At 72.1% G+C, this 24,568-nt stretch carries 22 protein-coding genes and 1 tRNA gene; 3 read left to right on the top strand and 20 right to left on the bottom strand.

All coding sequences use genetic code 11. The annotated features are described in order from the left end of the window. The 12 genes from amrb99_RS34060 to amrb99_RS34005 form a co-directional block, all read right to left on the bottom strand. On the bottom strand, positions 1-1,043 hold a 1,043-nt coding region (locus amrb99_RS34060; protein ID WP_347256965.1), incomplete at its 3' end, for an ABC transporter ATP-binding protein. Between the two features lie 731 nt (positions 1,044-1,774). After that, positions 1,775-2,161, bottom strand: a complete 387-nt coding sequence (gene rplL, locus amrb99_RS34055) for a 50S ribosomal protein L7/L12 (RefSeq protein WP_190863981.1) — start codon at positions 2,159-2,161, stop codon at positions 1,775-1,777. A 56-nt stretch (positions 2,162-2,217) separates the two neighbouring features. Continuing rightward, complete coding sequence (gene rplJ / locus amrb99_RS34050) at positions 2,218-2,805, bottom strand: 50S ribosomal protein L10 (protein WP_190863979.1); 588 nt, start codon at positions 2,803-2,805, stop codon at positions 2,218-2,220. 328 nt (positions 2,806-3,133) lie between these two features. Further along, positions 3,134-4,018, bottom strand: coding sequence for a hypothetical protein (locus tag amrb99_RS34045; protein ID WP_190863977.1), 885 nt, complete (start codon positions 4,016-4,018; stop codon positions 3,134-3,136). 118 nt (positions 4,019-4,136) lie between these two features. Continuing rightward, positions 4,137-4,988 (bottom strand): LppX_LprAFG lipoprotein, encoded by an 852-nt coding sequence (locus tag amrb99_RS34040; RefSeq protein ID WP_190863975.1) that lies wholly within the window; start codon positions 4,986-4,988, stop codon positions 4,137-4,139. A gap of 175 nt (positions 4,989-5,163) precedes the next feature. Next, positions 5,164-6,036 carry a hypothetical protein gene (locus tag amrb99_RS34035; protein ID WP_190863966.1) on the bottom strand — a complete coding sequence of 291 codons (873 nt, stop codon included), beginning with the start codon at positions 6,034-6,036 and terminating at the stop codon, positions 5,164-5,166. Between the two features lie 145 nt (positions 6,037-6,181). After that, the gene (locus amrb99_RS34030) at positions 6,182-7,717 is read right to left on the bottom strand and encodes an AMP-binding protein (RefSeq protein WP_190863964.1); all 1,536 of its coding nucleotides are present in this window, start codon (positions 7,715-7,717) and stop codon (positions 6,182-6,184) included. A 166-nt stretch (positions 7,718-7,883) separates the two neighbouring features. Further along, a complete protein-coding gene (rplA, locus tag amrb99_RS34025; protein WP_190863961.1) occupies positions 7,884-8,600 on the bottom strand; it encodes a 50S ribosomal protein L1 in 717 nt (238 codons plus the stop codon). 61 nt (positions 8,601-8,661) lie between these two features. After that, on the bottom strand, positions 8,662-9,090 hold the full coding sequence (gene rplK, locus amrb99_RS34020) for a 50S ribosomal protein L11 (RefSeq protein ID WP_190863959.1): 429 nt from the start codon (positions 9,088-9,090) through the stop codon (positions 8,662-8,664). Positions 9,091-9,319: 229 nt separating this feature from the next. Next, entirely contained in the window at positions 9,320-10,213 is an 894-nt protein-coding gene (gene nusG / locus amrb99_RS34015; protein WP_347256964.1) for a transcription termination/antitermination protein NusG, read from the bottom strand. Positions 10,214-10,311: 98 nt separating this feature from the next. Then, entirely contained in the window at positions 10,312-10,560 is a 249-nt protein-coding gene (gene secE, locus amrb99_RS34010) for a preprotein translocase subunit SecE (RefSeq protein WP_190863957.1), read from the bottom strand. Positions 10,561-10,681: 121 nt separating this feature from the next. Next, positions 10,682-10,754, bottom strand: a tRNA-Trp gene (locus amrb99_RS34005). Between the two features lie 256 nt (positions 10,755-11,010). Here amrb99_RS34005 and amrb99_RS34000 point away from each other — a divergent pair. Beyond that, positions 11,011-12,222 (top strand): pyridoxal phosphate-dependent aminotransferase, encoded by a 1,212-nt coding sequence (locus tag amrb99_RS34000; protein WP_190863955.1) that lies wholly within the window; start codon positions 11,011-11,013, stop codon positions 12,220-12,222. Positions 12,223-12,554: 332 nt separating this feature from the next. Here the strand turns inward: amrb99_RS34000 and amrb99_RS33995 are convergent, their stop codons facing one another. The 3 genes from amrb99_RS33995 to amrb99_RS33985 form a co-directional block, all read right to left on the bottom strand. Further along, positions 12,555-13,310, bottom strand: a complete 756-nt coding sequence (locus amrb99_RS33995; RefSeq protein ID WP_190863953.1) for a hypothetical protein — start codon at positions 13,308-13,310, stop codon at positions 12,555-12,557. Between the two features lie 3 nt (positions 13,311-13,313). Continuing rightward, positions 13,314-13,823: a SigE family RNA polymerase sigma factor gene (locus tag amrb99_RS33990; protein ID WP_190863952.1), complete on the bottom strand. Its 510-nt coding sequence runs from the start codon at positions 13,821-13,823 to the stop codon at positions 13,314-13,316. A gap of 79 nt (positions 13,824-13,902) precedes the next feature. Next, entirely contained in the window at positions 13,903-14,904 is a 1,002-nt protein-coding gene (locus amrb99_RS33985; protein WP_190863950.1) for a hypothetical protein, read from the bottom strand. Between the two features lie 210 nt (positions 14,905-15,114). On the opposite strand from amrb99_RS33985, the gene amrb99_RS33980 reads away from it, so the two are divergent. Then, positions 15,115-16,227: an adenosine deaminase gene (locus amrb99_RS33980; protein WP_190863948.1), complete on the top strand. Its 1,113-nt coding sequence runs from the start codon at positions 15,115-15,117 to the stop codon at positions 16,225-16,227. A gap of 253 nt (positions 16,228-16,480) precedes the next feature. Here the strand turns inward: amrb99_RS33980 and amrb99_RS33975 are convergent, their stop codons facing one another. The 4 genes from amrb99_RS33975 to amrb99_RS33960 form a co-directional block, all read right to left on the bottom strand. Continuing rightward, positions 16,481-17,896, bottom strand: a complete 1,416-nt coding sequence (locus amrb99_RS33975) for an MFS transporter (protein WP_190863946.1) — start codon at positions 17,894-17,896, stop codon at positions 16,481-16,483. 71 nt (positions 17,897-17,967) lie between these two features. Next, the gene (locus tag amrb99_RS33970; RefSeq protein ID WP_190863944.1) at positions 17,968-18,567 is read right to left on the bottom strand and encodes a TetR/AcrR family transcriptional regulator; all 600 of its coding nucleotides are present in this window, start codon (positions 18,565-18,567) and stop codon (positions 17,968-17,970) included. Between the two features lie 95 nt (positions 18,568-18,662). Further along, positions 18,663-19,247, bottom strand: coding sequence for a TMEM165/GDT1 family protein (locus amrb99_RS33965; protein WP_347256963.1), 585 nt, complete (start codon positions 19,245-19,247; stop codon positions 18,663-18,665). Between the two features lie 165 nt (positions 19,248-19,412). Then, the gene (locus amrb99_RS33960) at positions 19,413-23,105 is read right to left on the bottom strand and encodes a tetratricopeptide repeat protein (RefSeq protein ID WP_190863939.1); all 3,693 of its coding nucleotides are present in this window, start codon (positions 23,103-23,105) and stop codon (positions 19,413-19,415) included. A 146-nt stretch (positions 23,106-23,251) separates the two neighbouring features. On the opposite strand from amrb99_RS33960, the gene amrb99_RS33955 reads away from it, so the two are divergent. After that, a complete protein-coding gene (locus amrb99_RS33955) occupies positions 23,252-23,488 on the top strand; it encodes a hypothetical protein (RefSeq protein WP_190863995.1) in 237 nt (78 codons plus the stop codon). Here the strand turns inward: amrb99_RS33955 and amrb99_RS33950 are convergent. Continuing rightward, the gene (locus amrb99_RS33950) at positions 23,478-24,545 is read right to left on the bottom strand and encodes a UDP-N-acetylmuramate dehydrogenase (protein WP_190863990.1); all 1,068 of its coding nucleotides are present in this window, start codon (positions 24,543-24,545) and stop codon (positions 23,478-23,480) included. The genes amrb99_RS33955 and amrb99_RS33950 overlap by 11 nt on opposite strands. Between the last annotated feature and the right edge of the window lie 23 nt (positions 24,546-24,568).

Genomic DNA, 24,568 nt, shown 5'->3' with positions numbered 1-24,568 from the left:
GGCGGGCCCGCGGGCGGCGGTCCGCCCGGGGCCGCCGGGGCGGCGGCCGCGCCGGCGGACATGGACGCCACGTAGCGCGGCCACTCCTCCACCCAGTTGCGGCCGAGGTCGTCGATGAACGACCCGGGCGGCGGCGTGACGCCGTGCGCGGCGCACCAGGCGCCGGGGGCGTGCATGCCGGCCCGCAGCATGCCGTTGCTCGGCATCTGCTGCGGCGGGATGGGGGGCAGCTTGCCGGAGTCCAGGCCCATCTTCGACTCGGCCTCCAGCTCGGAGGCGTCCTTCTCCTCCGACATGCCGATCGGGCCGATCTTGCTGGCGTTGAGGAACTGCCGGACGACCGGCTCCTCGCTGGACAGCAGCATCTCCCGCGGCCCGAACATCGCCAGGTGCCGCTGGTACAGCAGGCCGATGTTGTCGGGGATGGTGCGGGCGGTGTTGATGTCGTGGGTGACGATCAGGAACGTCGCGTTGAGCTGCGCGTTCAGGTCGATGAACACCTGGTTCAGGAACGCGGTGCGGACGGGGTCGAGGCCGGAGTCCGGCTCGTCGATCAGCAGGATCTCGGGGTCCAGCACAAGGGCGCGGGCGAGGCCGGCGCGCTTCTTCATACCGCCGGAGATCTCGCCGGGCAGCTTGTACTCGGCGCCGAGGAGGCCGACCATCTCCATCTTCTCGAGGACGATGCGCTTGACCTCGGACTCGGACTTCTTGGTGTGCTCGCGCAGCGGAAAGGCGATGTTGTCGAACAGGTTCATCGACCCGAACAGCGCGCCGTCCTGGAACAGCACGCCGAACAGCTTGCGGGTCTCGTAGAGCTGCGACTCGGGCAGGTACGGGAGGTCCTTGTCGCCGATCCAGATGTGCCCGCGGTTCGGCTTGAGCAGGCCGACGAGGGACTTCAGGAAGACCGACTTGCCGGTACCGGACGGGCCCAGAAGAACGGAGATCTCACCTGCGGGAATGGTCAGCGACACGTCCTGCCAGATCACCTGGCGGCCGAAGGACTTGGTCAGGCCCTCGACTCTGATCTCGACGCCCACTCGTCACCTTTCGTCCAGGCCGGGGGGAATCCCGAACCAATGAGCGAGTAGCACTCTGGCTCTTGCCTGCCCGTCACACCTCGTGTCCGTCTCGTTGCTACCGCCCGGTAGCCGTGACGGGTGCCACTACCGTAGCGGCCCCCCGTCCAAATGGAAGGGGTTCCGCCCCAGATCAGCGGCAAAATCCGACGTCGTAAGACAATCGTTACTTACGGGCTCTATGAGACTAGTGGTCCAAGAACCGGCGCCTCAAGCCAGGGGTGCGGCGGCGCGCTGGAGCCGCCGGCCGGGACAGGGCGGCCGGGTGTGGCCACAGCGTCAGAACGGGACGGTACGCCGCCCGCCGACTACCGCACAACCCGCACCGGCACACGCTTTTCACCAGCTCTTTATCACTCGCCCACAGGAAACGCACCAGAAACGGGCCCTCTGTTGCGCCACCCCGACAAGGCGCCCGCGGCAGGCCCCCGGCGCGACCCCGTTCACCTGCGAAGGCACCCGACGGAGCCCGCCGACGCGCCCCGGCCCGCCAATGCGAACGGCCCCACTGACGCGACTCGGCCCGCCAATGCGAACGGTTCCACCGACCCGCACCGACCCACCGATCCGAACGGCACCGCCCGAGCGAACGGGCCCGGTGACACGAAAAGGCGGCCGCCCCACCCGAAGGTGGGACGGCCGCCTCGAAAGAGCAGCGGAGCCGCGCGGGCTCCGGGACGCTCCGGAGGGCCTTACTTGACGGTGACCGTCGCGCCGGCCTTCTCCAGGGCCTCCTTGGCCTTGTCGGCCGTCTCCTTGTTGACCTTCTCGAGCAGCGGCTTCGGCGCGCCGTCGACCAGGTCCTTGGCCTCCTTGAGGCCGAGGCTCGTCAGGGTGCGAACCTCCTTGATGACCTGGATCTTCTTGTCGCCGGCGCCCTCGAGGATGACGTCGAACTCGTCCTGCGCGGCGGCCTCCTCGGCAGCCGGGGCGGCGCCGGTCGGCGCGACCGCGGCCGCGACGGGCGCGGCGGCCTTGACGTCGAAGACGTCCTCGAACTGCTTCACGAAGTCGGACAGCTCGAGGAGGGTCATCTCCTTGAACGCGTCGAGCAGCTCGTCGGTGCTGAGCTTCGCCATGATGTTTCCTCCGCTATGGCTTCAGGATCTGGGGTTTAAGGGGAACCGCGGGTTGCCTACTCGGCGGGTGCCTCGTCGGCGGCCTCGGCGGCCGGCGCGTCGGCGGGGGCCTCGGCGGACTCGCCGCCGGCCTCGCGCTTGGCGCGCAGCGCCTCGGCGAGCTGGGCCGCCTGCGTCGGCAGGGCGTTGAAGAGCGCGGCCGCGTTGGCCATGGAGCCCTTCATCGCGCCGGCCAGCTTGGCCAGCAGGACCTCGCGGGACTCGAGGTCCGCGAGCCTGGTGATCTCCGCGGCGTCCATCGACTTGCCGTCGATGAAGCCGCCCTTGATCACCAGCAGCGGGTTGGCCTTGGCGAAGTCACGCAGGCCCTTGGCGGCCTCGACCACGTCGCCGCGGACGAACGCGATGGCCGACGGGCCTTCGAGCAGCTCACGGAACTGCTCGTCGACACCGGCCTCGTTCGCGGCGCGCCTGGTCAGCGTGTTCTTCACCACGGCGAACTTCGCGGTCTCGCCGAGGTTGGTGCGCAGCTCCTTGAGCTGCGCCACCGTCAGCCCGCGGTACTCGGTCAGCACGGCGCCGTTGGAGCTCTCGAAATCGTTCTTGAGCTCGGCGATCGCCGCGGCCTTCTCGGCCTTAGCCATGTGGCCTCCTTCCGATTACCTGGGTGGTCACGATCCGCGCCTGGCCCTCGCGGGTCAGGCGCCGATCCACCAAAAAACGCCCCGGCGCAGGTGTGCACGGGGCGTCTTGCCAGGCCCGGGAAAGGCCGAGCGGAAGGCTCTCGTCTCACCTACGCAGGCCGCCCGAACGGATCGGGACCTTCGGCCGTCCCTCGCGGAACGGCGACCGGCGGTCTTCGGCAGACAACAGAGTACGGCCTGTCCCGCCGATAGGCCAAATTCGGAGGCCATGACGATGGGACCGCGCCTGTTCTGGCGCGGTCCCATCGACGCGGAACTGAGATGGCCGTCAGGCGCCGGGGGCCAGGCCGTTGCCCATGCTCTTGAGCAACGCGTCGAAGTCGGTGACCTGGCTCGCCGGCGGCGCGCTGACCTGCACCGGCTTGCCGAAGTCGCGGTAGGTGGTCGTGATCGTCATGACGCCGGCGGCCGTCTGGCCGGTCTTCATCGTCATCTTGCGGGGCAGCTGCTGCCCGTCCACCCACAGGTCGAAGTTCATGTCGCCGTTCATGCCGGACTTCGCCAGGTTCTTCTCGTACGCCTGCCGCTGGTCGGCGGGGAGCTTGGCGACCGCGTCCGCCACCCGGTAGGTGCCGGTGTAGTGGGTGGTCCGGACGCCGTTCACCGTCTCCTTGCCGACCTCGCGGGCGTCCTTGGACGCCGTCAGCATCTTGGTGTTCTGCACCGGGTCCATCTGCTGCGACTGCTGGAGCAGCTGGTCCATGTTCAAGCCGGACTTCGCGCCGACCTCGTCCAGCGACATCTTCACCCAGGGCTTGGCGGACGCGCCGCCGCCGAGCTGCGCGAGCTGCGGGATCTTCATGTAGATGGTGCGGCCGACCAGGACCTCCTTCATGCCGGCCATCGACTTGCCGCCGACCGACATGCTGCCGAAGTCCATGCTGAAGGCGAGGTCCGGCTTGGTCCGGTACTGCATCGTCCCGGCCATGTTGATGTCGCCGGTGGGCGAGCCCGTCGACGTCATCGACATGTCGGCCTGGAACGAGTCGATCTTCCCGGTCTTCTGGGCCGTCCTGCCGAGCGCCTCCGCGGCGGTCAGCTTGATGTTCTTGCCGGCCTCGTCCACCTTGTTCCCGGCGTCGCCGAGACAGCCGGTCAGCGCGAGGGCGAGGCCGGCGGCGACCGCCGTGCCCGCGGCGAAACGTCGGATCATGGGTGCATCTCCTCGGTCTGCGTCATGGAGCCCGGACGCTCGGACCGGACCCTGTATGAGACGCAGGGGAGACTAGCGGGGTTCAGTCTGTCCCGTGTCGCCCGGTGTGACCTGTGTGTCAGTTCTTGCCGAGGAGCGAGCCCAGCGACATGGTGCCGACCTGGTCGGACGGCGGCGCGTTCACCCCGAAGGACTTGCCGTAGTCGCTGTAGAGCACCGTCACCGAGCCGTTGTCGCCCTGCTTGTCGGACGACTTGGACACGAGCTTGCGGGGCAGGTTGTTCCCGTCCGTCCACAGATCGAAGTTGATCTTGCCGTTGGCGTGGTCCTTCGGCAGCCACCCGTCGACCTTGTCGCGGGTCTGGGCGTCGAGCCGGTTCAGCGCGTCCTGGACGGTGACCGTGCCCGCGTAGTGGACGGTCTTCACGCCGTCGATCGTCTCGGTGCCGACCCGGTGGGCGTCCTTGGAACCGGTGAACATCTTGGTCTGCTCGGCCGGGTTCACCTTCTCGACCTGGTTCACGAGGCCCTGCACGTCGAAGCCGGTGCGCTGGGACACCTGGTTCACGTCGATCTTCACCCACGGCTTGCCGCCGCTGATGAACTGCGCGAGCTGCGGCACCTTGGCGTAGAGCGTGTTGTCGGTGAAGATCGCCTGGCCCTTGGCGCCCGGAACGGTCTGCCCGTTGTGCGTCACGTCGTCGAGCTGCGCGCTGAACTTCAGCGCCGGCTTGAGCCGGAACTGGCCCGTCGCGTGGATCCTGCCGGAGTCCGAGCCGGTGCCGGTGACGGTCAGGTCGGCCTTGAAGGTGTCCGACTGCGCCGTCTTCTGTGACGATTTCAGCAGCGCCTCATTGGCGCTGAGCTTCATGTTCGCGTTCGAGCCCGACCCGTCCCCGTTGCACCCGGACAGGAGGAGCGCGGCACCCACGGCGGTGCCTCCGGCGGCCACTACCAGTCGTCGGTTCATGAGGTTTCGGCCTCCCTTGTCGCCCTGCTGGTGTTCCCAGTCTGTCGAGGCGTTAACGGCGCTACATCCCCCGGTGGTACGAACGGGGCTTAGGCCGGTACGACCATCGGCGTACCCCGCCCATGGCCGAACGGCCATGCGCCAGAGCGCGCGCGGCGAGTGTTTCGGGAGGGCGTCAGCGGTAGGAGCCGAACGTCATGGAGCCGGCGAACGTCCCGTCGGGCGCCGTCGCGGACAGCCCGATCGTCGCCGGACGGTCCTGCTTGCCCGACCACAGGTCCAGCGAGATGCCGACGTCGTCCGGGACGACCTTGCGGACCGCGTCCGCGGTCTCCTTCGGCAGCAGGCCGTACACGCTGCCCATCAGCGCCTGCGCGAGATAGTGGGTGCGGCCGTTCGCGTCCGGACCGGTCACCACGTTGCCGGGCACCCCGCGGATGATGTACGTGAACTGCCGCGGGTCCGACCCCGTCCGCAGCTTCTCCAGCTGCGCGGCGCTGAGCTTGGACTTCGTCCACTTCTCGCCGTCGAACCCGGACAGCGTGCTGCCGCTCACGATCACCTTCTGCGTGATCTTGCTGAGCGTGCCGTCCTTCATCGTCTGCGTGACGCCGACCGCGTTCATCGAGAACGAGGGCCACAGGCTGATCGTCGCGGTCTCGGACGCCTGCTTGTAGTCGCCGCCCGTCCCGATCGTGAGCTTCACGCTCGTCTTGCGGACGAACGACCTCAGCTCGGGGCCCGGCTTCGGCGACGGGTTCGCCGCGGCGCCGCCCGGCTCGGCCGTCCGCCCGCCCGGCGCGCCCGCGCCGCCGCCGGTCCCGGTACCCGAGCCGGGTGCGCCGGACGCGGACGGCGCCACCGCGCCCGACGTGGCGTTGTTCGGGTTCGCCGGGTCCGCCTGCGCCATCTGCGCGCTCGGCGGCAGGGCGCCCGAGTCCTTCGACGACATGACGCCGGTCTTCACCGCCATCAGGATCGCGGTGGGCACGACGGCCACGGCCGTGACGGCGGAGACGGCGATGATCCGGTCGGTTCGGCGCTTCACGGGGACGATTCAACACCAACCACACCAATCACAACAAAACAATCCGTCCAATAGAATTGTCCTGATCCGGACCCGAAGCGCGGTATCCCGCAGGTCAACGGCATGATCGCGACGTGACGCCCCCGCTCACGCCGCGGCCGGAGCCTCAGCCCCCGGCGAGGCGGTCGCGGAGCACCGACTTGCGGACCTTGCCGTTGCCGGTGCGCGGCAGCGCGTCGACGTACTCGATGCGGCGCGGCGTCTTGAACCCGGCGAGCCTCGCCCGGCACGCGCCGATCAGCTCCTCGTCCGCCGGCCGCGCGCCGTCGGCCACGATCACCGCGCACACCGACTGGCCCCAGCGCGGGTCCGGCAGCCCGACCACGGCGACCTCCCCGACGCCCGGGACCGTGCGCAGCACGTCCTCCACCTCCCGGGACGAGACGTTCTCGCCCCCGGTGACGATCACGTCCTTGAGGCGGTCGACCAGGTAGAGGTAGCCGTCCTCGTCGACGCGGCCGACGTCGCCGGTGCGGAACCAGTCCCCCGCGAACGCCTCCGCCGTCGCGCCCGGATCGTCCCAGTAGCCGGGCGTGACCTGCGCACCCCGCACGACGACCTCGCCGAGCGAGCCCGTGGGGACGGGCGCCCCGTCCTCGCCGACCACCCGGATCTCGACGCCCTCCGCGGGACGTCCCGCCGACGCCGCCAGCCCGGGTCGCGACGCGATGGCGGCCCGGTGGTCGTCCGGGGACAGGAACGTCGCGTTTCCGGACAGCTCCGTCATGCCGAAGCCCTGGTTGAGGTCGCAGCCGAGCATGTCGTGGACGCGGCGCAGCAGCGGGACCGGCATCGGCGCCGACCCGTACGAGACCACCCGCAGGCCGCCGCACAGCACCTCCAGCGCCGCCGGGTCGCCGGCCAGGTGCGCGAGCAGGTCCTCCAGCATGGTCGGCGCCAGCGACACGTTCGTGACACCGTGCCGGCGCACCGCCTCCACCAGGTCCGCCGGACGGAACCGGCGCATCACCACGGCATGCCGCCGGTACAGGTGATGCAGCATCACCTGGTAGCCCGCCACATGGCAGAGTGGGAACGGCGTGCAGAACACGTCGCCCGGACGGACCGGCCGCCCCGACGCCGACACCCTCAAGCCCGCGAGCAGGCTCCCGTGCGTGAGCCGGACCCCCTTGGGACGGCCCGTCGTCCCGCTGGTGAACATCAGCCACGCGACGCCGTCCGGCCCCGTCTCCGTGCGGTCCGGTCGCCGCGGCGCGTCCCAGGGCAGATCGGTGACGGGCACGAACGGAGGACGGCCGGCGCCCAGATTCCCCTCGGCGGCGAGCCGGTCGAGCAGGTCCGTCTCGCCGAGCACGAGCGACGCGCCGCTGCGCACGATCTGGTCGGCCCACTCGCGCGGATGAAGCCGCTGGTTGAGCGGCACGAGGACGCGCCCGTCACGCGGCACCCCGTAGTAGGCGGCCACGTACTCCAGCCGGTTGTGCGCCAGCAGCGCCACGCGCGCCCCCGGCGGGCACCGCTCGCCGAGATAGGCGCTGAGGGCGTCCGTCCGCGCGCGCAGTTCCCGGAACGTCCAGGTCGTCCCGTCCACCGACAGCGCCGGAGCGTCGGGGGCGCCGTCCGCCGCCGCCTCCAGCACGTCGTAGAGCCGGTGGAGGTCCCCGCGCGGCGATCCGCCCATCACGCCCCTCTCCTCGCGATCCGGCGACGCAATCTACCGGCCGGGCGCGCCGCCGGACCCGCCGGTGCCGCTCAGCGGGAAGGGCCCCGGAAACGCGGCAGGGCGCCTCCGGATGGAGACGCCCTGCCGTTTCGCCCGTGTCACCCGCGGGCGGGGAAGCCCGTGATCAGGCCTCCTCGAGCTCCGCGGTGAGGTTGCGGACCGCGTTCGGGTCGACGGGGATGCTCGGCCCCATCGACGTCGTCAGCGCGGCCTTCTTCACGTACCGGCCCTTGGCCGCGGACGGCTTGAGCCGCTGGATCTCCTCGACCGCCGCCGCGTAGTTCTCCACCAGCTGGCGCTCGTTGAAGGACGCCTTGCCGATGATGAAGTGCAGGTTCGCGTGCCGGTCCACCCGGAACTCGATCTTGCCGCCCTTGATGTCGGACACGGCCTTGGCCACGTCCATCGTCACGGTGCCGGTCTTCGGGTTCGGCATCAGGCCGCGCGGACCGAGCACCCGGCCGAGGCGGCCGACCTTGCCCATCTGGTCCGGCGTCGCCACGACCGCGTCGAAGTCCAGGAAACCGCCCTGGATCCGCTCGATCATGTCGTCCGACCCGACCAGGTCGGCGCCGGCCTCGCGGGCCTCCTCCGCCTTCGCGCCGCCCGCGAACACCAGCACCCGGGCGGTCTTGCCGGTGCCGTGCGGCAGGTTGACGGTGCCGCGCACCATCTGGTCGGCCTTGCGGGGGTCGACCCCGAGCCGCAGCGCGACCTCGACGGTCGCGTCGAACTTGGTGACGGTGGTCTCCTTGGCCAGCTTGACGGCCTCGGCCGGGCTGTACAGCCGCTCCCGGTCGATCTTCTCGGCCGCCGCGCGGTAGCCCTTGCTGCGCTTCATGCTCGTTCCTCCAAGGAACTCGTGGTACGGGCCGCGCCCGGCCCTGCCACTGGGTGGTGAACTACTTGACCTCGATGCCCATCGACCGCGCGGTGCCCGCGACGATCTTCTCCGCGGCCGCCAGGTCCTTGGCGTTGAGGTCGGGCATCTTGGTCGTGGCGATCTCGCGGATCTGGTCCGCGGTGACCGAGCCGACCTTGGTCTTGTGCGGCTCGCCGCTGCCCTTCTCCACACCGGCGGCCTTCAGGATGAGCTGCGCGGCCGGCGGGGTCTTGGTGACGAAGGAGAACGAGCGGTCCTCGTAGATGGTGATCTCTACGGGGATGACGTTGCCGCGCTGGGACTCCGTCGCAGCGTTGTACTGCTTGCAGAAGTCCATGATGTTGACGCCGTGCGGGCCGAGCGCGGTACCCACCGGCGGCGCCGGCGTGGCCTGGCCCGCCTGCAGCTGGACCTTGACCAGCGCGGCGATCTTCTTCTTCGGAGGCATGCGAACCCCTATGTCCCATGTATCGGTGGTTCCGACTCCCGGTCGCCCGGGCAACACGGCGCTGGGACGCGTCCGCCGTGTAGGAACCGCTGAAATCTCCCCGCGTGCGCGAGGGCGATCGGTGCCGCTCGTCCGACGATCGGGACGAGCATCGGGTCGCCCTCGCCGAGGCGAGGACGACCCGTCAAGACTACGTGCTGATCAGACCGCGCCGGACGGGCGGCGGCGGTCAGATCTTGGAGACCTGGTTGAAGCTCAGCTCGACCGGGGTCTCCCGGCCGAAGATCGACACCAGCACCTTGAGCTTCTGCTGCTCGGCGTTGATCTCGTTGACGGTGGCGGGGAGGGTGGCGAACGGGCCGTCCATGACGGTGACCGACTCGCCGACCTCGAAGTCGACGGTGGCGGCGACCTTGGCCTGCTCCTTGGCCTTGGCGACGCCCTCCTCCGGCTCGGGCGCCAGCAGGTTCGCGACCTCGTCCAGGCTCAGCGGGGACGGCTTGTTCAGCAGGCCGACGAACCCGGTCACGCCCGGCGTGTTGCGGACCGCGGCCCACGACTCGTCGGTCAGCTCCATCCGGACGAGGATGTAGCCCGGCAGGACCTTCTCGTTGACCTTCTGCCGCTTGCCGCCCTTGATCTCGGTCACCTCGTGCTGGGGGACCTCGATCTGGAAGATGTAGTCCTCCATGTTGAGGGTCTGGGTGCGGGTCTCGATGTTGGTCTTGACCCGGTTCTCGTACCCCGCGTAGGAGTGCACGACGTACCAGTCGCCCGGCTGGAGGCGCAGCTGCATCTTGAAGTCGGCGTACGGGTCGGCGGGCGGCTCGGCCTCGGCCTCCTCGTCCTCGCCTTCCGCGTCGTCCTCGCCGGCGGGCGCGTCCGCGGCGTCGGCGGCGTCCGGGCCCTCGACGGCCTCGGCGAGGTCGGCGGCGTCCGCGGCGGCGTCGGGCGCGACGCCCTCGCCCTCGAGCTTCTCGTCCGCGGGCACGGCCTCGCCGGCGGCGACGGCGGCCTCGGCCGCGTCCTCGGCGGGCTCGGCCGCCTGGCCGGCCGCAGCAGCCGCGGCGGACTGGGCCTCGTCAACGGCCTCGTCGTAGGGCGGCTGTGAGGGCTCGGACACGGTGACTCTCTCTCCGGACGTCTGCGGTGATGGGATTGGCGGTGCTTCTTGCCGGGTGGTGCGGCGCCGGGCGGCGATGACCGCTCCGCCGGCCGGCCTCAGCCGAAGATCTTGTAGATCCCCTGCTGCAGGCCGTAGTCGAAGCCGGACACGATCGCGACCATGATGAGCACGAACATCAGGGACACGGTCGTGTAGGTGACGAGCTCGCGGCGGGTCGGCCAGATGACCTTGCGCAGCTCGGCGATGACCTGGCGCACGAACAGCGCCGGAGTGGTCCGCCTGGGGGCGGACTTCCCCTTGCCTTCGTCCTTGGCCGCGGCCTCGCCGCGCGTCTCAGTCGCCATTGCCGCCGTTCACCTCATAGGTCGTGTTCCAACCACCCAGTGGTTGTCGCGCGGCCCGCGCCGCGGAACGCCACGGCGGGCGCCGTGGCGCGGCCGGCACCGGTGCGCGCACCGCACCTCGCAGGGCAGGAGGGACTCGAACCCCCAACCGCCGGTTTTGGAGACCGGAGCTCTACCAATTGAGCCACTGCCCTTCATTCTCCGGCTAAGGAGAACACCCCGGCCGCGGGACCGGGTCGGTGCCGTGCCCCAGCTTACGACCTCTTGGGTATGCCCGTGTGCGGACAGGGTCGTATGCCGGTGACGCGTCACTAGGGAGAGGAGTCTACGTCGCCGAGGGCTCCGCGTCGAACCGGACGGCGCGGAAACCCGCGCGGCCGCCGCGAAGGGCATGTCACCGGGCCCGGTATATCGCTCGGGTCATGGCCTCGCTTCTGTAACGATAGGGATATGAGCATCGACCGTCCTCGCATCTCCAAGCGCATCGCCGCGATATCCGAGTCCGCCACGCTGGCCGTGGACGCCAAGGCCAAGGCCCTGAAGGCGGCCGGTCGCCCGGTCATCGGCTTCGGCGCGGGCGAGCCCGACTTCCCGACCCCGGACTACATCGTCGAGGCGGCGGTCACCGCCTGCCGGGTGCCCCGCTTCCACAAGTACACGCCGGCGGGCGGCCTGCCCGAGCTGCGCGCCGCCATCGCCGAGAAGACCGAGCGGGACTCCGGCTACAAGGTGGACGCGTCGCAGGTCCTGGTGACCAACGGCGGCAAGCAGGCGGTGTACGAGGCGTTCGCGGCGCTGCTGGACCCGGGCGACGAGGTGCTCGTCCCGACCCCGTACTGGACGACCTACCCCGAGTCGATCAAGCTGGCGGGCGGCGTGCCGGTGGACGTGGTCGCCGACGAGACCACCGGCTACAAGGTGAGCGTCGAGCAGCTGGAGGCGGCCCGCACCGACCGGACGAAGGTGCTGCTGTTCGTCTCCCCGTCCAACCCGACGGGCGCGGTGTACTCGCGCGACGAGATCGAGGCGATCGGCCGGTGGGCCGACGAGCACGGCCTCTGGGTGATCACGGACGAGATCTACGAGCACCTGGTGTACGGGGACGCCGAGTTCCACTCGATGCCCGTCGTGGTGCCGGAGCTGGCCGACCGCACCCTGGTGCTGAACGGGGTCGCGAAGACGTACGCGATGACCGGCTGGCGGGTGGGCTGGCTGATCGGCCCGGCGGACGTGGTGAAGGCCGCCGCGAACATGCAGTCGCACGCGACGTCGAACGTGGCGAACGTCTCGCAGGCCGCCGCGCTCGCCGCGGTGACCGGCGACCTGTCGGCGGTCGCGGAGATGCGCAAGGCGTTCGACCGGCGCCGCCAGACGATCGTGCGGATGCTGAACGAGATCCCCGGCGTGGTGTGCCCGGAGCCGGAGGGCGCGTTCTACGCGTACCCGTCGGTGAAGGCGCTGCTGGGCAAGGAGATCCGCGGCAAGCGCCCGGAGACGTCGGTGGAGCTGGCGTCGCTGATCCTGGAGGAGGCCGAGGTCGCGCTGGTGCCCGGCGAGGCGTTCGGCACCCCCGGCTACTTCCGCCTCTCCTACGCCCTGGGCGACGACGACCTCGTCGAGGGCGTCTCCCGGGTCGCGAAGCTCCTCAACGAGGCGAGCTGACCCGAGCGAGACCACACCGGCCCCGGACGCGAACGAAAGCGCCCGGGGCCGGTCCTTTTGTACAGCGACCTCAGCCCGCGCCCCAGCCACGCGCCGGCCCGACCCGTCGCGATCGCGAGCGAAGCCGGATTCGAGCGAAGCGAGAATCCGATCGCGCAGCGAGCCCCCAGGGCGAGTCGGAGCGATGCAGCGATCGCACGCATTGCCCGCCGAAGGGAGGGCCCCCAGGGCCCGACCGCCAAGGGCAATGCAAAAACACAGGAACGCTCCGGCGGGGAACGGTCCTGGCGGCCCCTCTCCGCCATTCGAGGACGTCCCCGCCGGAGCGTGGTCTAGGGGCGGACGCCTTCCGCGATGCGCATGAGCTGGTCCTTCGCGGCGCCGCCGGCGGTGACGGTGACGCCGGTGCCGGGCTTGGCGATCCAGGAGATCTGGCGTCCGGAGCCGGGGCGGTCGCCGGTGAGCGCGGGCATGCCGCGGACGGTGGTGCGGGTCGGGACGCCGCCGACGGGGGCGAGGTCGGTGAGGCCGACGCCGCTTCCCTTGATGAGGGCGATCTGCACCCAGCCGTCCGTCCCGCCCCATTTGCAGGTGGTGGTGCGGCGCTTGGCGTCGCCGGTGCCCGTGCAGGGGGCGGTGGCGGCGAGGCCGCCCGGCAGGTAGGTGACCCACTTCGGGAGCTTCACGGCGGGGCCGGGCGCGCCGGGCCGCTCGCCTCCCCCGCCGCCGCCGTCGCCGGACCGCGGGTGCTCGGACGGCTTCGGCGTTGATCCCGCCTCGGGCCTCCCCTCTGGCGACGGGGACGCTGGGAGGCCCGAGGCGGGCGGCCGTTCCGGCTGCTCGAGGACCGCGGGTCCGCCCGTGGGGCGGGCGGTCGCGGAGTCCCCGGCAGGTGTGGCCCGGAACGACTGGTAGGTGGGCACCAGGGCGAGCGCGGCGACGGACGCGGCGGCGACGCCGACGGTGGCGCGGATCCGGTTCGTGCGGCGCCGGTGGCGGCGGCGCACGTCGGCCACGAGCGAGGGCGGCGCGGCCGTCCCCGCCACCTGCTCGGCCATGGCCGCGCGGAGTTCGCTCTCCAGGTCCATCGTTCAGCTCCCCAGTGGCGCCAGGTTCGCGCCGAGTCGCTCCCGGAGTCTGGCGAGCCCCCGGGATGCCTGGCTCTTCACGGTGCCGACGGAGCAGCCGAGCACCCGCGCGGTCTCCGCCTCCGAGAGGTCCTCCCAGAAGCGCAGCACGAGCACGGCCCGCTGGCGGGCGCCGAGCCTGCGCAGTTCGTCCATGAGCGTCCCCCTCAGCTCGACGGCGTGGGTGCCCGAGAGCGTCGGCGTCTCGGGCGGCCTCGCCATGTGGATCTCCCGCAGCACCTTCCACCGCCGGGACCGGCTGATCACCAGGTTGACCAGGATCCGGCGGACGTAGGGCTCGGGGTCTGTGTCGGCGTCCAGCCGTCCCCAGTGCCGGTACGCCTTCTCCAGCGCGGTCTGCAGGATGTCCTCGGCGTCCTGCCGGGCACCGCACATCAGCGAGGCGGTGCGCAGCAGGGCATCGCCGCGTTCCGCCACGAACTCAACGAACGACTCGTCGTCTCGACGCCCCACTGTTCTCCGTCCGGGTGGAGGGAATCCCGCGTCCTGGGCGGACGGCCCCGCGCCTGGCCGTCCGCCCGGGTCCTTCTTCCTACTGGTGCGCCTGCCGCAGCGCGGTGGCGATGTCCTTCGGCCCGCCCGCGAGGACGGGGTTGCCGTTCACGAACAGCGAGTAGCCGCTGGGGTCGAACACCAGGACCCCGCCGCCGCGCGGCCCCTGGTAGGCGGCGACGCCGTCGATGGTGAGCGGGGTGCCGCCCTCGGGGAGCTTCAGAGCCTGCCGCAGCTGATTCTGCGTCATCCCGGCGGGGGTCTTCAGGCTTTCGACGGTCAGCCACTGGCCGGCCTTGCCGGTCCACTTCTGCGTGACGGCGCAGATGTTGAGCTTCTTGAGGTCGGCGGTGCCGGGGGTGGCGGAGACGTACTTGAGGCCCTTGGCGAGCATGACGGTCCGCTCGACGGTCCCGCCGACCTTCACCGCGGGGGCGAGGGTGCGGCAGTCGAGGGCGGGCGCGGCGGGCAGCGCGGGCTTGCCCGGGATGCTCGCGGACGGCTTGGGGGCCGGGGCGCCGGCCTTGCGCAGCGGCTTGGCGGACGGCGCGCAGGTCGGCAGGTTCGGCCGGCCCGACGGGAGCGCGGTCGGCTGGGTGCCGGGGGCGACGACGCCGGGGACGCCCGGGTTCGGGACGTTGACCGTGGGCTTGCCGGCCTCGGCCTTCTTCTTGAGGGCCTCGGTCTCCTTGCGCAGCTGCTCCGTCCCGGGCAGCTTGCTCGCCGGCACCTTGCCCGCGGGCACCTCGCCCGTCTTCGGCAGCTTGCCGTCCGTGGGGAGCTTGCCGTCCGTGGGGAGCTTGCCGTCGGTGGGGAGCTTGCCGGTCTTCGGCAGCTTGCCCGTCTTCGGGAGCGCGGGCAGGCAGGTCGGCGCGGTCTTCGGCGCGGCGTCGACGACGCGGTGCGCGGCCGGCAGCTTCGAGTCGCCGGACTGGAGGCCCGCGTTCTGGTGGGAGCCGGTCATGGCCCACGTGGCGCCGCCGCCCACGGCCACGGTTCCGATGGCGCCCGCAGTGATCAGTGCGGCCTTCAGCGTGATCATCGTCTGAGTCCCTCTCTGCCCGTCCGGTGTTCTCCTCTTGCGCCCCTCGTATACGCGCGACCACGGAACGGGGTTGCACGGGGTTCCCAAGTTTTTTTCGGTGATGTCCACGGGCGCGGATGGCCGCCGGGTGCCATGCGGGGTAGTCCGGTGTGGTGATCCTGGTGGGGCGGGGGTTCAGCGGGTCGACCGATCCGGCAACATTGGTCCATGGAGGCCCGTACCGTGTCACCCCGCCCGCCGCAGGACCGTTCCCCGCGAGAGGACCCGGAGCCGTCCCGCATCGAGCCCGCCGCCGCGCGGCCCGGCTCCGCCCGTCCGGACGTGGCCCTGCTCCCCAAGGCGCACCTGCATCTGCACTTCACCGGGTCGATGCGGCATTCGACGCTGGTGGAGCTGGCCGCCGAGCACGGCGTCCACCTGCCGGACGCCCTGGTGGAGGACTGGCCGCCGAAGCTGCACGCGACCGACGAGCGCGGCTGGTTCCGGTTCCAGCGGCTGTACGACATCGCCCGTTCCGTCCTGCGGACGCCCGACGACCTGCGGCGGCTGCTGCGGGAGACGGCGGAGGACGAGGCGGCGGAGGGGTCGGGCTGGCTGGAGATCCAGGTGGACCCGAGCGGGTACGCGGCGAAGTTCGGGGGGCTGACGCCGACCGTCGAGCTGGTGCTGGACGCGGCGCGGGAGGCGGGCGAGGCGGCGGGCATCGGGATCGGCGTGGTGATCGCGGCGAACCGGACCCGGCACCCCCTCGACGCGAAGACGCTCGCGCGGCTGGCCGTCCGGTACACCGGGCAGGGCGTGGTGGGGTTCGGGCTGTCGAACGACGAGCGGCGCGGCCGGGCCTACGACTTCGAGGGGGCGTTCCGGATCGCCAAGCGGGGCGGGCTGCTGTCGGATCCGCACGGCGGGGAGCTGCTCGGCCCGGCGAGCGTCCGGGAGTGCCTGGAGACGCTGGACGCCGACCGGATCGGGCACGGCGTGCGGGCGGTGGAGGATCCGCGGCTGCTGGAGCGGATCGTGGACCGGGGCGTGACGCTGGAGGTGTGCCCGGCGTCGAACGTGAGCCTGGGGGTGGCGGCGACGCCGGAGGACGTCCCGGTGCGGCGGCTGTTCGAGGCGGGCGCGTCGATCGCGCTGGGCGCCGACGACCCGCTGCTGTTCGGGTCGCGGCTGGCCCGCCAGTACGACATCGTCCGCGACGTGCACGGCTTCTCCGACGCCGAGCTGGCGGAGCTGGCGCGGCAGTCGGTGCGCGCGTCGGCCGCGCCCGACGACGTCCGCAAGCACCTCCTGGCCGGTATCGACGCCTGGTTGTGTTAATGGCATTGCCCTTGGCGTCAGGCCCTAGAGGGCCTTCCTTCGGCGGGCAATGCGTGCGATCGCTGCATCGCTCCGGCTCGGCCCTGGGGGCCTCGCTGCGCGATCAAGTTCTCGCAAGCTCGAACTTGGCTTCGCTCGCGATCGCGACGGTTCGGGTCGGCGCGTGGCCGGGGGCGCGGGGTGAGGTTTCCGGGAAATGGGGCGCGGCGTGCCGTCCACCGGGGTGGACGGCACGCCGCGCGCCGGCGGGGGTTCAGGCGGGCGTCTCGGCGGGCTCGGGGGCCTTGACCGGGACCTGCTCGGCGTGGGCGGGGAGTGCGGGGACGAGGAGCGCGGCGGCGGTTCCGGCGGCGAGGGCGGCGACGGCGAGCCAGAGGGCGGGCTGGAGGCCGTCGGTGAACGCCTGCGGGGTGGTGAAGTCGCCCCGGGCGGCGAAGACGGCGCCGAGGACCGCGATGCCGAGGACGGTGCCGAACTGGCGCAGCGAGTTGCTCACGCCGGACGCGACGCCGGCCAGTTCGGGCGGGGCGAAGCCGAGGACGGCGCGGGCGATGGGCGGGAAGAACAGCCCCATCCCGATGCCGGCGAGGACGAACGCGGGGACCATCTCGCCGTAGGAGGCGGTCGGCGACAGGACGGCGGCGAGCCAGCCGAGGCCGGCGGTCTGGAACGCCAGTGCGAGGGCCAGCACGTTGCGGACGCCGATGCGGGCGATGAGCGGCGCGGTCAGCGGGGCGACGAGCAGCGGCATGCCGGTCCACGGCAGGGAGCGGACGCCGGCGTCGAGCGGGCTCATCCGCAGGACGCCCTGCATGAACTGGATGAGCAGGAACGTGGCGCCGAACATGGCGAACGACATGATCAGCGAGAGGACGTTGACGAGGCTGAACCCGCGGCTGCGGAACATCCGCATCGGCAGGACCGGCTCGGCGGTGCGCAGTTCGCGGACGATGAAGGCGGCCACCAGCACGCCCCCGCCGATCAGGGAGCCGAGGACCTGCGCGCTCGTCCAGCCGTGCTCGTTGGCGCGGACGAGGCCGAGGACGAGGCCGAGGACGCCGCCCGCGATGAGCACGGTGCCGGCGAGGTCGAGGCGCTTGGCGGCGCCGCGGCTCTCGGTGAGGAACCCGGGGGCGAGGGCGAGCAGCACGGCGCCGACGGGGACGTTGATCCAGAAGATCCACTGCCAGGTGGCGGCCTGGGTGACGGCGCCGCCGAGGACGGGGCCGAGCGCGACGCCGAGGCCGCTCATCATGCTCCAGGCGGCGAGTGCGACGCCGCGCCGGGCGGGCGGCACGGCGGCGGCGAGCAGGGTGAGGGTGAGCGGCAGGACGATCGCGCCGCCGGCGCCCTGGACGGCGCGCGCCGCGATGAGCGTGCCGATGTTGGGGGCGAGCGCGGCGGCGGCGGACGCGGCGGTGAAGACGGCGAGGCCGGCGATGAACATCCGGCGGCGTCCCCACCGGTCGGCGATCGCGGCGGCGGGCAGCAGCAGGACGGCGAACGTGAGCGTGTAGGCGTTGACCGTCCATTCGAGGCCTTCGAGGCCGGTGCCGAGGTCGGTGCGGATGTCGGGGAGGGCGTTGGTGACGATGAGGTTGTCGAGCGCCACCATGAACAGCGCGATGCCGGTGACGATGAAGGTGCGGAGGGGGTGCGGCCGGTTCATTAGTTATCACTCACTAACTTCAGTGGGCAAGAAAAGGGGATGGGGACGGCGGGTCGCCGATGCCGTCCCTCCTACGACTCCTCCTCCGGGACCGTGGCCGTCGCATCGAGATCGGCTCCGCGCAGGCTCTCCGCCCAGTCGCGCAGCGACTCGGGGAGCAGGTGCTCGCCGGGGACGTACGGGACCTTGAACGCGGTGAGCACGTTGATCAGCATCCCGATGGACATGAAACGGGTGACCACCTCCGGCTCCGTGCCGGACACGTCGGCGACCAGCCGCCACAGGCGCGCCCACCGGGCGTGCCCGATCCGGCTGATCTCCTCGTCCTCCACAGCGGCGGCGTAGAGCTGCAGCTGGAAGCGCAGGAGGTGCGGGTCCTCCTTGAGGAGGCCCCGGTAGGCGTCGGCCATCGCGGCGGTCGCGTCCTTGCCGCGGCGGCCGCCGGCCGCCTCCCGGAGCAGTTCCTCCAGGTCGGCGAAGCAGCGGTCGGCCGCGGCCAGGAACAGGGCGCGCTTGGTCGGGAACAGCCGGAACATGTACGGCTGCGAGACGCCGACGCGCTCGGCGATGGAGGCGGTGGACGTGCCCTCGTAGCCGCCGCGCGCGAACTCGGCCATCGCGGCCTTGATCGCCATCTCGCGGCGCTCGCCGGCGCTCATCCTCGGGCTCATGGAGAGAAAGTTAGTGTCCAATCACTAACTTCGTCAAGGGGTGCCCCGAGAGAATGTCGCGGGAGAGTGTCGCGGGTCCCCCTGGGGACGCGGGCTCAGCCGGCGATGCCCTCGACCAGCAGCAGCACGCCGAAGACCGCGAACCCGGCCGCAGCGCCGTATTTGATGACCCGCTCGGGCAGCCGCCTGCCCAGCATCTGCCCGACCACGATGGCCAGCGCGTCCGCCACGACCATCCCGACCGTCGAGCCGAGCCAGATGCCGGTCAGCCCGAGCAGGCCGCCGTGGTCGGCGGCGAGGGTGATCGTCGCCAGCATCGTCTTGTCGCCCAGCTCGGCGAGGAAGAACGCGGTGCCGACGGCCAGGATCGCCGAGCCGCTCGCCTTGCGGGCCCTGTCGCGCTCCTCGTCGTCCAGCTCGTCGCCGCGCAGCGTCCACAGCGCGAAGCCGAGGAACGCCAGCCCCGCGAGGATCGAGATGGGACGGGTCGGCAGCGCGGCGCCGAGCACCGCGCCGACCACCACGCTCGCCAGGTGCACCAGCGCGGTCGCGGCGGTGATGCCGATCAGCACGGGCATCGCGCGGAAGCGCGTCGCGAACGTCATGGCCATGAGCTGGCTCTTGTCGCCGAGCTCCGCGACGAAGATCACGGCCAGGCTGACGATGAATGCGGTGACCACCGGGTCCCTCTCGCTCGGATGCCGGGCGGAGGGCGGGGGAGCCGTTTCGGGCGCACGACCTCGGCCCGGCATGGCTGCCGGGCCGAAGGTCTCGTCCGCCTCCTGCGGAGGCCCGCGCGACCGGGCGCCACCTGCGGCGCCAGCATGTCGATCACGCGATTGGGACTACTCCCCCTCGACGCCTCGCAGGCTATCAACCGCCCCGCCGACGACGTCAAAGCGAGGGCTCACGGCCTTCCGCCCTGCTCCCCGGCCTTCCGCCCTGCTCCCCGGCCTTCCGCCCTGCTCCTCGGCCTTCCGCCGGGCCTCGGCGAAGCCTTCGCGGACGCGGGCGGTGGTCCGGTGATCGGGCCCGAGGACCCGCTCCGCCTCGCCGAGGACCCGCTCGTACAGCGGCAGCGCCTCGTCGAGCCGCCCGGCGTCGCGGTAGAGGGCCGCGAGGTGGTTGCGCGCCGCCAGCGTTTTCGGGTGCGTCGCTCCCAGTGCCTCTTCGAGGTCGGTGAGAGTCCCTTCCAGGACGGTGATCGCCTCGGTCGCCCTGCCCGCCTCCTCGTACCCCGTGGCCAGGGTGGCGCGCAGGTGCAGCGTGACGGGGTGCGTTTCGCCGAGCGCGCGCGTGCTCTCGGGGAGGTTCCGTTGAAGGAGCGCGATCGCGTCAGCGCTCCGGCCCGCCTGTGCGTAGGCGGCGGCGAGGTTCGCGCAAGCGGTGAAGGTCTCGGGGTGCGCGCGGTCGAGCGCGGCGGTGCGTTCGGCGAGGGCCTGCTCAAAGAGCGCGACCGCTTGCTCCTTGCGCTCGGCGCGCAGGTAGGCGGCCGCGAGGTTGTTGCGGACGGTCAGCGTCTCCGGGTGCGTCTCCCCCAGCGTCCGTTCGACGTCCGCGAGCGCGCGCTCCATCAGCGGGATCGCCTCGTCCGTCCGGTCCGCCTCCACGTACGCCGCGGCGAGGTCGTTGCGGGCGCGCAGCATGTCCGGGTGCGCCGCGCCCAGCAGCCGTTCGCCGTCGGCGACGAGCCGCTCGCCCGGTTCGAGCGCCCGCACGGCCTCACCGTTCTCCAGCAGGCACCGCAACGCCCAGGCCCGCAGGCCGAGCATGCTTTCGGCGAGGCTCCGGTCCTCATCGCCGAGGTGAGGCGTCAGGTGCTCGTCGAGTGCGAACGCGTGCCGGGCGATGGCCGCGGCCTGCGGCCCCCGGAACCGAGGTTCGGGCAGGGTCGCGGCGGCGGCCCGCAGCATGTCGCAGGCCGCTCCCCCGAGGACGGTCATTCCGTCCTCGCGCGCGAGCCACTCCCGGACGGCCCGCCTGACCACCGGATGCGCGGTCACGACGGGAGCGCCGTGGTCGCAGTCCAGCAGGGCGGCGTCCGCCAACCGCCGGATCGCGTCGTCGACCGCTCGCGGAGGGACGGCGTCAGCGGAGAACACGCCCTTCGATCCGGCGAGGTGGAGGAGTTCGCGGGGAACGCCCTCACCGGACGCCAGCGCGAGCACGCCCATCACGCGGACGCACAGGTCCGTGACGCCCGCCGTCGCCGCGGCGTCCAGGGACAGCAGGATCACCTGGCCCGCGCCGTCCAGGTACGGCTCCGGGCCTTCGTCCCCGCGGTCGTCCAGCCGGGCGAGGAACGCGCCGCCCTCGGTCCGCCACGCGTCCACGGCGAAGGCGCGCAGGCGTTGCTCCATGATCGTGTCGCCGGTTTCGGCCAGCTGCGTCACGAGCTGCGTGATCGCGTCGAACCGGCCGGCGCGCGCGGCGTCCCGGCACCACCCCCGCAGATCCAGAGCCTTGCCGCGGCCCATGAGGAAGACGGCCAGCGCGAGCAGATCATCCATCTGGCCATGGGCGGCGGCCCGCCGCAGGAGCTCCTCGGCCTCGGCGAGGTCGCCCCGTGCCGCGCGCAGAAGGCCGAGGTGGCCGATGGCGTTCAACGGGCCGCAGCGCTCCTCGACATAGTCGCCCGTGATCCACGAGAGTTTCGTCTCGTACGGTCCGAGCTCGAAGCGGAGGGTGGGGGCGAGCAGCGTCCGCCTCGCTTCTATCGGCCCGCTGTCCGCCGCCTTCCGGTACCACCGTTCGGCTTCGTCGAGGTCGCCCCTCTCCTCGTGGAACTCGCCGAGGCGGGCCATGGACTCGCCGTCCCCGAGCTCGGCCCCCCGCCGGGCCCAGCGTTCCGCCGCCGCCGCGTCCTCCAGCAGGTCGAACATGATCCACAGGTTCCGCGCGGCGTCGGGACGGCCGGCGCCGGCGGCGCGGACGAGCCAGGGCTCGGCGTCGGCCGCGCGCTCGGGGAACCGGTCGCCGGGGCCGTCGAAGAGGAAGAACGAGCCGGTCAGCGCCCACACCGCCGGGTCGTCCACGGACTCGGCCCAGCGCGCCTGCATCCGCCGGAAGACGTCCTCCCGGCCCGCCCTGCGCGCGGCCAGGGCGACGAGGTTCAGTTCCCGCGGGTCGAACCCGTCCAGCAGGGCGGTCCAGACGGCGTCCGGGACCGGTCCGAGGTCGTCGGCCCGGTCGCGGGAGTCGGCCAGGTAGTCGAACGCCTTGTAGCGGCCGCCCTCGTGGCCGACCAGGCAGGAGCTCGCACCGCGGACGCTCTCGGTCGCCCAGGCGAGGCCGTCCGCGACGCTCGCCAGGCCGGGGCGCTGGGCGTCGCGGGGATCGAGGTGGTCCTTGTACAGCCGCTCCAGGACCGCGAGGGGAAGCGGCGCGTGGCAGCCCGCGCGGCGGCAGTGCACCGCCGCCGACGTCAGCGCGGCGCCCACGAGGGCCGCACCGCCCTCGGCGGCCCGCCCGAGGCGCCACCGGTGCAGGATCGCCGGCCCGGCGCACAGGTACTCGCCGAACCCGCTCTCACCGGCGTGGTCGAGGGCTTCGGCGATGCGGGCGTCATGCCGGAACGGCTCGGCGCCCTCGCGTTCGGCGTCGCTGAGGCCCGCGTCCAGCGTCAGGACGGCCGCCGGCGCCAGCAGCGCGCGGACGCTGCGGGCGAGCGTGTTCCCGGACGGTGACGACGCGGTGGTCAGGTCCAGCAGGGCCTGCGAGCGCACGGTCGCGACGATCACCACGTCGGAGCGTCCGCCGGGGCACAGCCTGGAGACCAGTTGCTGGTCCGGTTGCTGGTCGACCTCCCCGGCGCCGAGGAAGCCGTCCAGGTCGTCGAGCCAGATGACCGTGTCCCGCAGTGCCGCTCCGGAGTCGGCGAGCGCGCGGAGCGCGGTCGCGTTGCGGGGCACCAGGAGGTCGTGCCCGGGGAACGCCCGGCGCACCGCCTCGAAGGCCGTCCTGGTCTTCCCCGCTCCGGACCGGCCGGAGATCACGATCAGCCCACCCCGGCGCAGCAGCCCGTCCAGCTCCGGGTCGAGGTCTCTCGGGACGTACGGGGGCAGCTCGCCGGACGTCCGCCGAGACACCTGGATGGCGGGGTGCACCCCGAGGACCTCCGGGTCGGCCTCGTCGACGCGGGGAACGCGCTCGCCGGACGCCAGCAGGAAGCCGTTCCGCAGTACCGCTTCGATCGCGGCGCCACGGTCGTCGTCCTGCGGTTCTGGAACGCGGGCAGGCGCTTCCAGGTCCTGTTCCAGGTCGGTATAGCGCAGCCGCCAGCCGTCACGGTCGGCCAGGTCGGGCGGGAGCACCCGCCCCGCCCCCGCCTTCAGGCAGGCGTCCACGATCGCCTGCACCCGCTCCCACGGCGGAAGCTCCTTGATGTTGCCGTTGAGGAGGTCCGACATCGCCTGCGGGCTCACGTTCACCGCGCGCGCCAAGGCGACCTGTTTGAGCTTGGCCGCTTCTTGCAGCCGCCGCAGCCTCGCGCAGAAGCGGGCCAAGGGCTCCGGCGCGGTTCCCCTGGACGGCCCCACCGCCGAACCCCCTCCGGCGTCCGTCGAATCCGGTGCGCTCCGGAACGAGGGGCCTCCGCATGCCACCTGACCTGCGATGATCCGCAGTTCTCCGGAGTGCTCCGGAGCGGGAGCCGGACGGGGCGCGCTCGTTTCAGGATCGTGGCATGAAGCCTAAGTCGCCGACGGCCGGCCGGGCCAGGGCCGTAGCCGCACTGGCCGCGCTCGCCGCGGTTCCGCATCTGGCCATCGTGATCGCCGCGGGGGCGGCGCTGCTGGCGCTGCTGGTGTACCTCGGCATCGCGCTGCCCGCCGTCTGGTCGTCCAGCCCCGCGCGGCGCAGGGCCGCGAGTGCGGTGCTCGGGGAGGTCCTGGGCGTGCTGGGACGTCCGTTCAGAGGGTGACGCCGACCATGACGGGCTCGTTCACCAGCTCCACGCCGAACGCGTCGCGGACGCCCGCGCGGACCTCCCGGGCCAGCTCCAGCAGATCCTCGGTGGACGCGCCGCCGGGGTTCGTCAGCGCGAGCGTGTGCTTGGTGGAGATCCGCACCGGGCCGCGCGCGTGGCCCTTCGCGAACCCCGCCTTGTCGATCAGCCAGGCGGCGGACGTCTTGGTCCGCCCGTCCGGCTCCGGGTAGCGCGGGAACGCCGCGTCCGGGCCGAGCCGCTCGGCGACGCGGCGCTCCAGCACGGCGAGCTGCTCCGCGGTGAGGATCGGGTTGGTGAAGAACGAGCCGGCGCTGCGCGAGTCGGGGTCGGCGGCGTCCAGGACCATGCCCTTGCCGCGCCGCAGTTCCAGGACGGCGTCGCGCGCCTCCTTCAGCGACACCCGCTCGCCGGGCTTCACACCGAGGCGCCTCGCCAGCTCCGCGTACGCGATCGGCTGCGACTCCTCCGTCTCGCGGAGCGCGTACGTCACGTCCAGCACCACGTACCGGTCGTTGCCCTTGAACACGCTGTGCCTGTAGGTGAAGCGGCACGCGTCGCGGTCGAGGGTGACGCACGCGCGCGCCTGACGGTCATACGCGCGGACTTCCACGATCGTCTCGCTGACGTCCTGCCCGTACGCGCCGACGTTCTGGATCGGGGTCGCCCCGACCCGTCCAGGGATTCCGGACAGGCACTCGACGCCGGCCAGCCCGTCCGTCACGCAGCGCGCGACGAACGGGTCCCAGTCCTCGCCGGCCCGCACCCGGACGAGGACGGTGTCGCCCTCGCCGGCGGTGCGCTCGACGCCGCGCGCGCCGACGTGCACCACGGTCCCGGGGAACCCGGCGTCCGCGACCACGAGGTTGCTGCCGCCGCCGAGCACCAGCACCGGCTCGCCCTCGTCGTCGGCCTTGCGGACCGCCGCGACCAGCTCCGCCTCCGACGTCGCCTCGACGAAGCGCCGCGCCGGACCGCCCAGCCGCAGCGTGGTGTACCCGGCCAGGTTCACCTCTTCCGCGAACACCGCCACCGTGCTGTCCCCTCCCCGTACGT

This window comes from Actinomadura sp. RB99 (assembly GCF_014706005.1).
Lineage (GTDB): Bacteria > Actinomycetota > Actinomycetes > Streptosporangiales > Streptosporangiaceae > Spirillospora.
The sequence above is the reverse complement of the archived record's forward strand: the minus strand, read 5'-3'. Positions and strand labels throughout refer to the sequence as shown.

Coding starts and splice junctions, on each gene's coding strand:
- rplL (WP_190863981.1), bottom strand. CDS start 2,161: ATGGCGAAGCTCAGCACCGACGAGCTGCTCGACGCGTTCAAGGAGATG.
- rplJ (WP_190863979.1), bottom strand. CDS start 2,805: ATGGCTAAGGCCGAGAAGGCCGCGGCGATCGCCGAGCTCAAGAACGAT.
- amrb99_RS34045 (WP_190863977.1), bottom strand. CDS start 4,018: ATGATCCGACGTTTCGCCGCGGGCACGGCGGTCGCCGCCGGCCTCGCC.
- amrb99_RS34040 (WP_190863975.1), bottom strand. CDS start 4,988: ATGAACCGACGACTGGTAGTGGCCGCCGGAGGCACCGCCGTGGGTGCC.
- amrb99_RS34030 (WP_190863964.1), bottom strand. CDS start 7,717: ATGGGCGGATCGCCGCGCGGGGACCTCCACCGGCTCTACGACGTGCTG.
- rplA (WP_190863961.1), bottom strand. CDS start 8,600: ATGAAGCGCAGCAAGGGCTACCGCGCGGCGGCCGAGAAGATCGACCGG.
- rplK (WP_190863959.1), bottom strand. CDS start 9,090: ATGCCTCCGAAGAAGAAGATCGCCGCGCTGGTCAAGGTCCAGCTGCAG.
- secE (WP_190863957.1), bottom strand. CDS start 10,560: ATGGCGACTGAGACGCGCGGCGAGGCCGCGGCCAAGGACGAAGGCAAG.
- amrb99_RS34000 (WP_190863955.1), top strand. CDS start 11,011: ATGAGCATCGACCGTCCTCGCATCTCCAAGCGCATCGCCGCGATATCC.
- amrb99_RS33995 (WP_190863953.1), bottom strand. CDS start 13,310: ATGGACCTGGAGAGCGAACTCCGCGCGGCCATGGCCGAGCAGGTGGCG.
- amrb99_RS33985 (WP_190863950.1), bottom strand. CDS start 14,904: ATGATCACGCTGAAGGCCGCACTGATCACTGCGGGCGCCATCGGAACC.
- amrb99_RS33980 (WP_190863948.1), top strand. CDS start 15,115: ATGGAGGCCCGTACCGTGTCACCCCGCCCGCCGCAGGACCGTTCCCCG.
- amrb99_RS33975 (WP_190863946.1), bottom strand. CDS start 17,896: ATGAACCGGCCGCACCCCCTCCGCACCTTCATCGTCACCGGCATCGCG.
- amrb99_RS33970 (WP_190863944.1), bottom strand. CDS start 18,567: ATGAGCCCGAGGATGAGCGCCGGCGAGCGCCGCGAGATGGCGATCAAG.
- amrb99_RS33955 (WP_190863995.1), top strand. CDS start 23,252: ATGAAGCCTAAGTCGCCGACGGCCGGCCGGGCCAGGGCCGTAGCCGCA.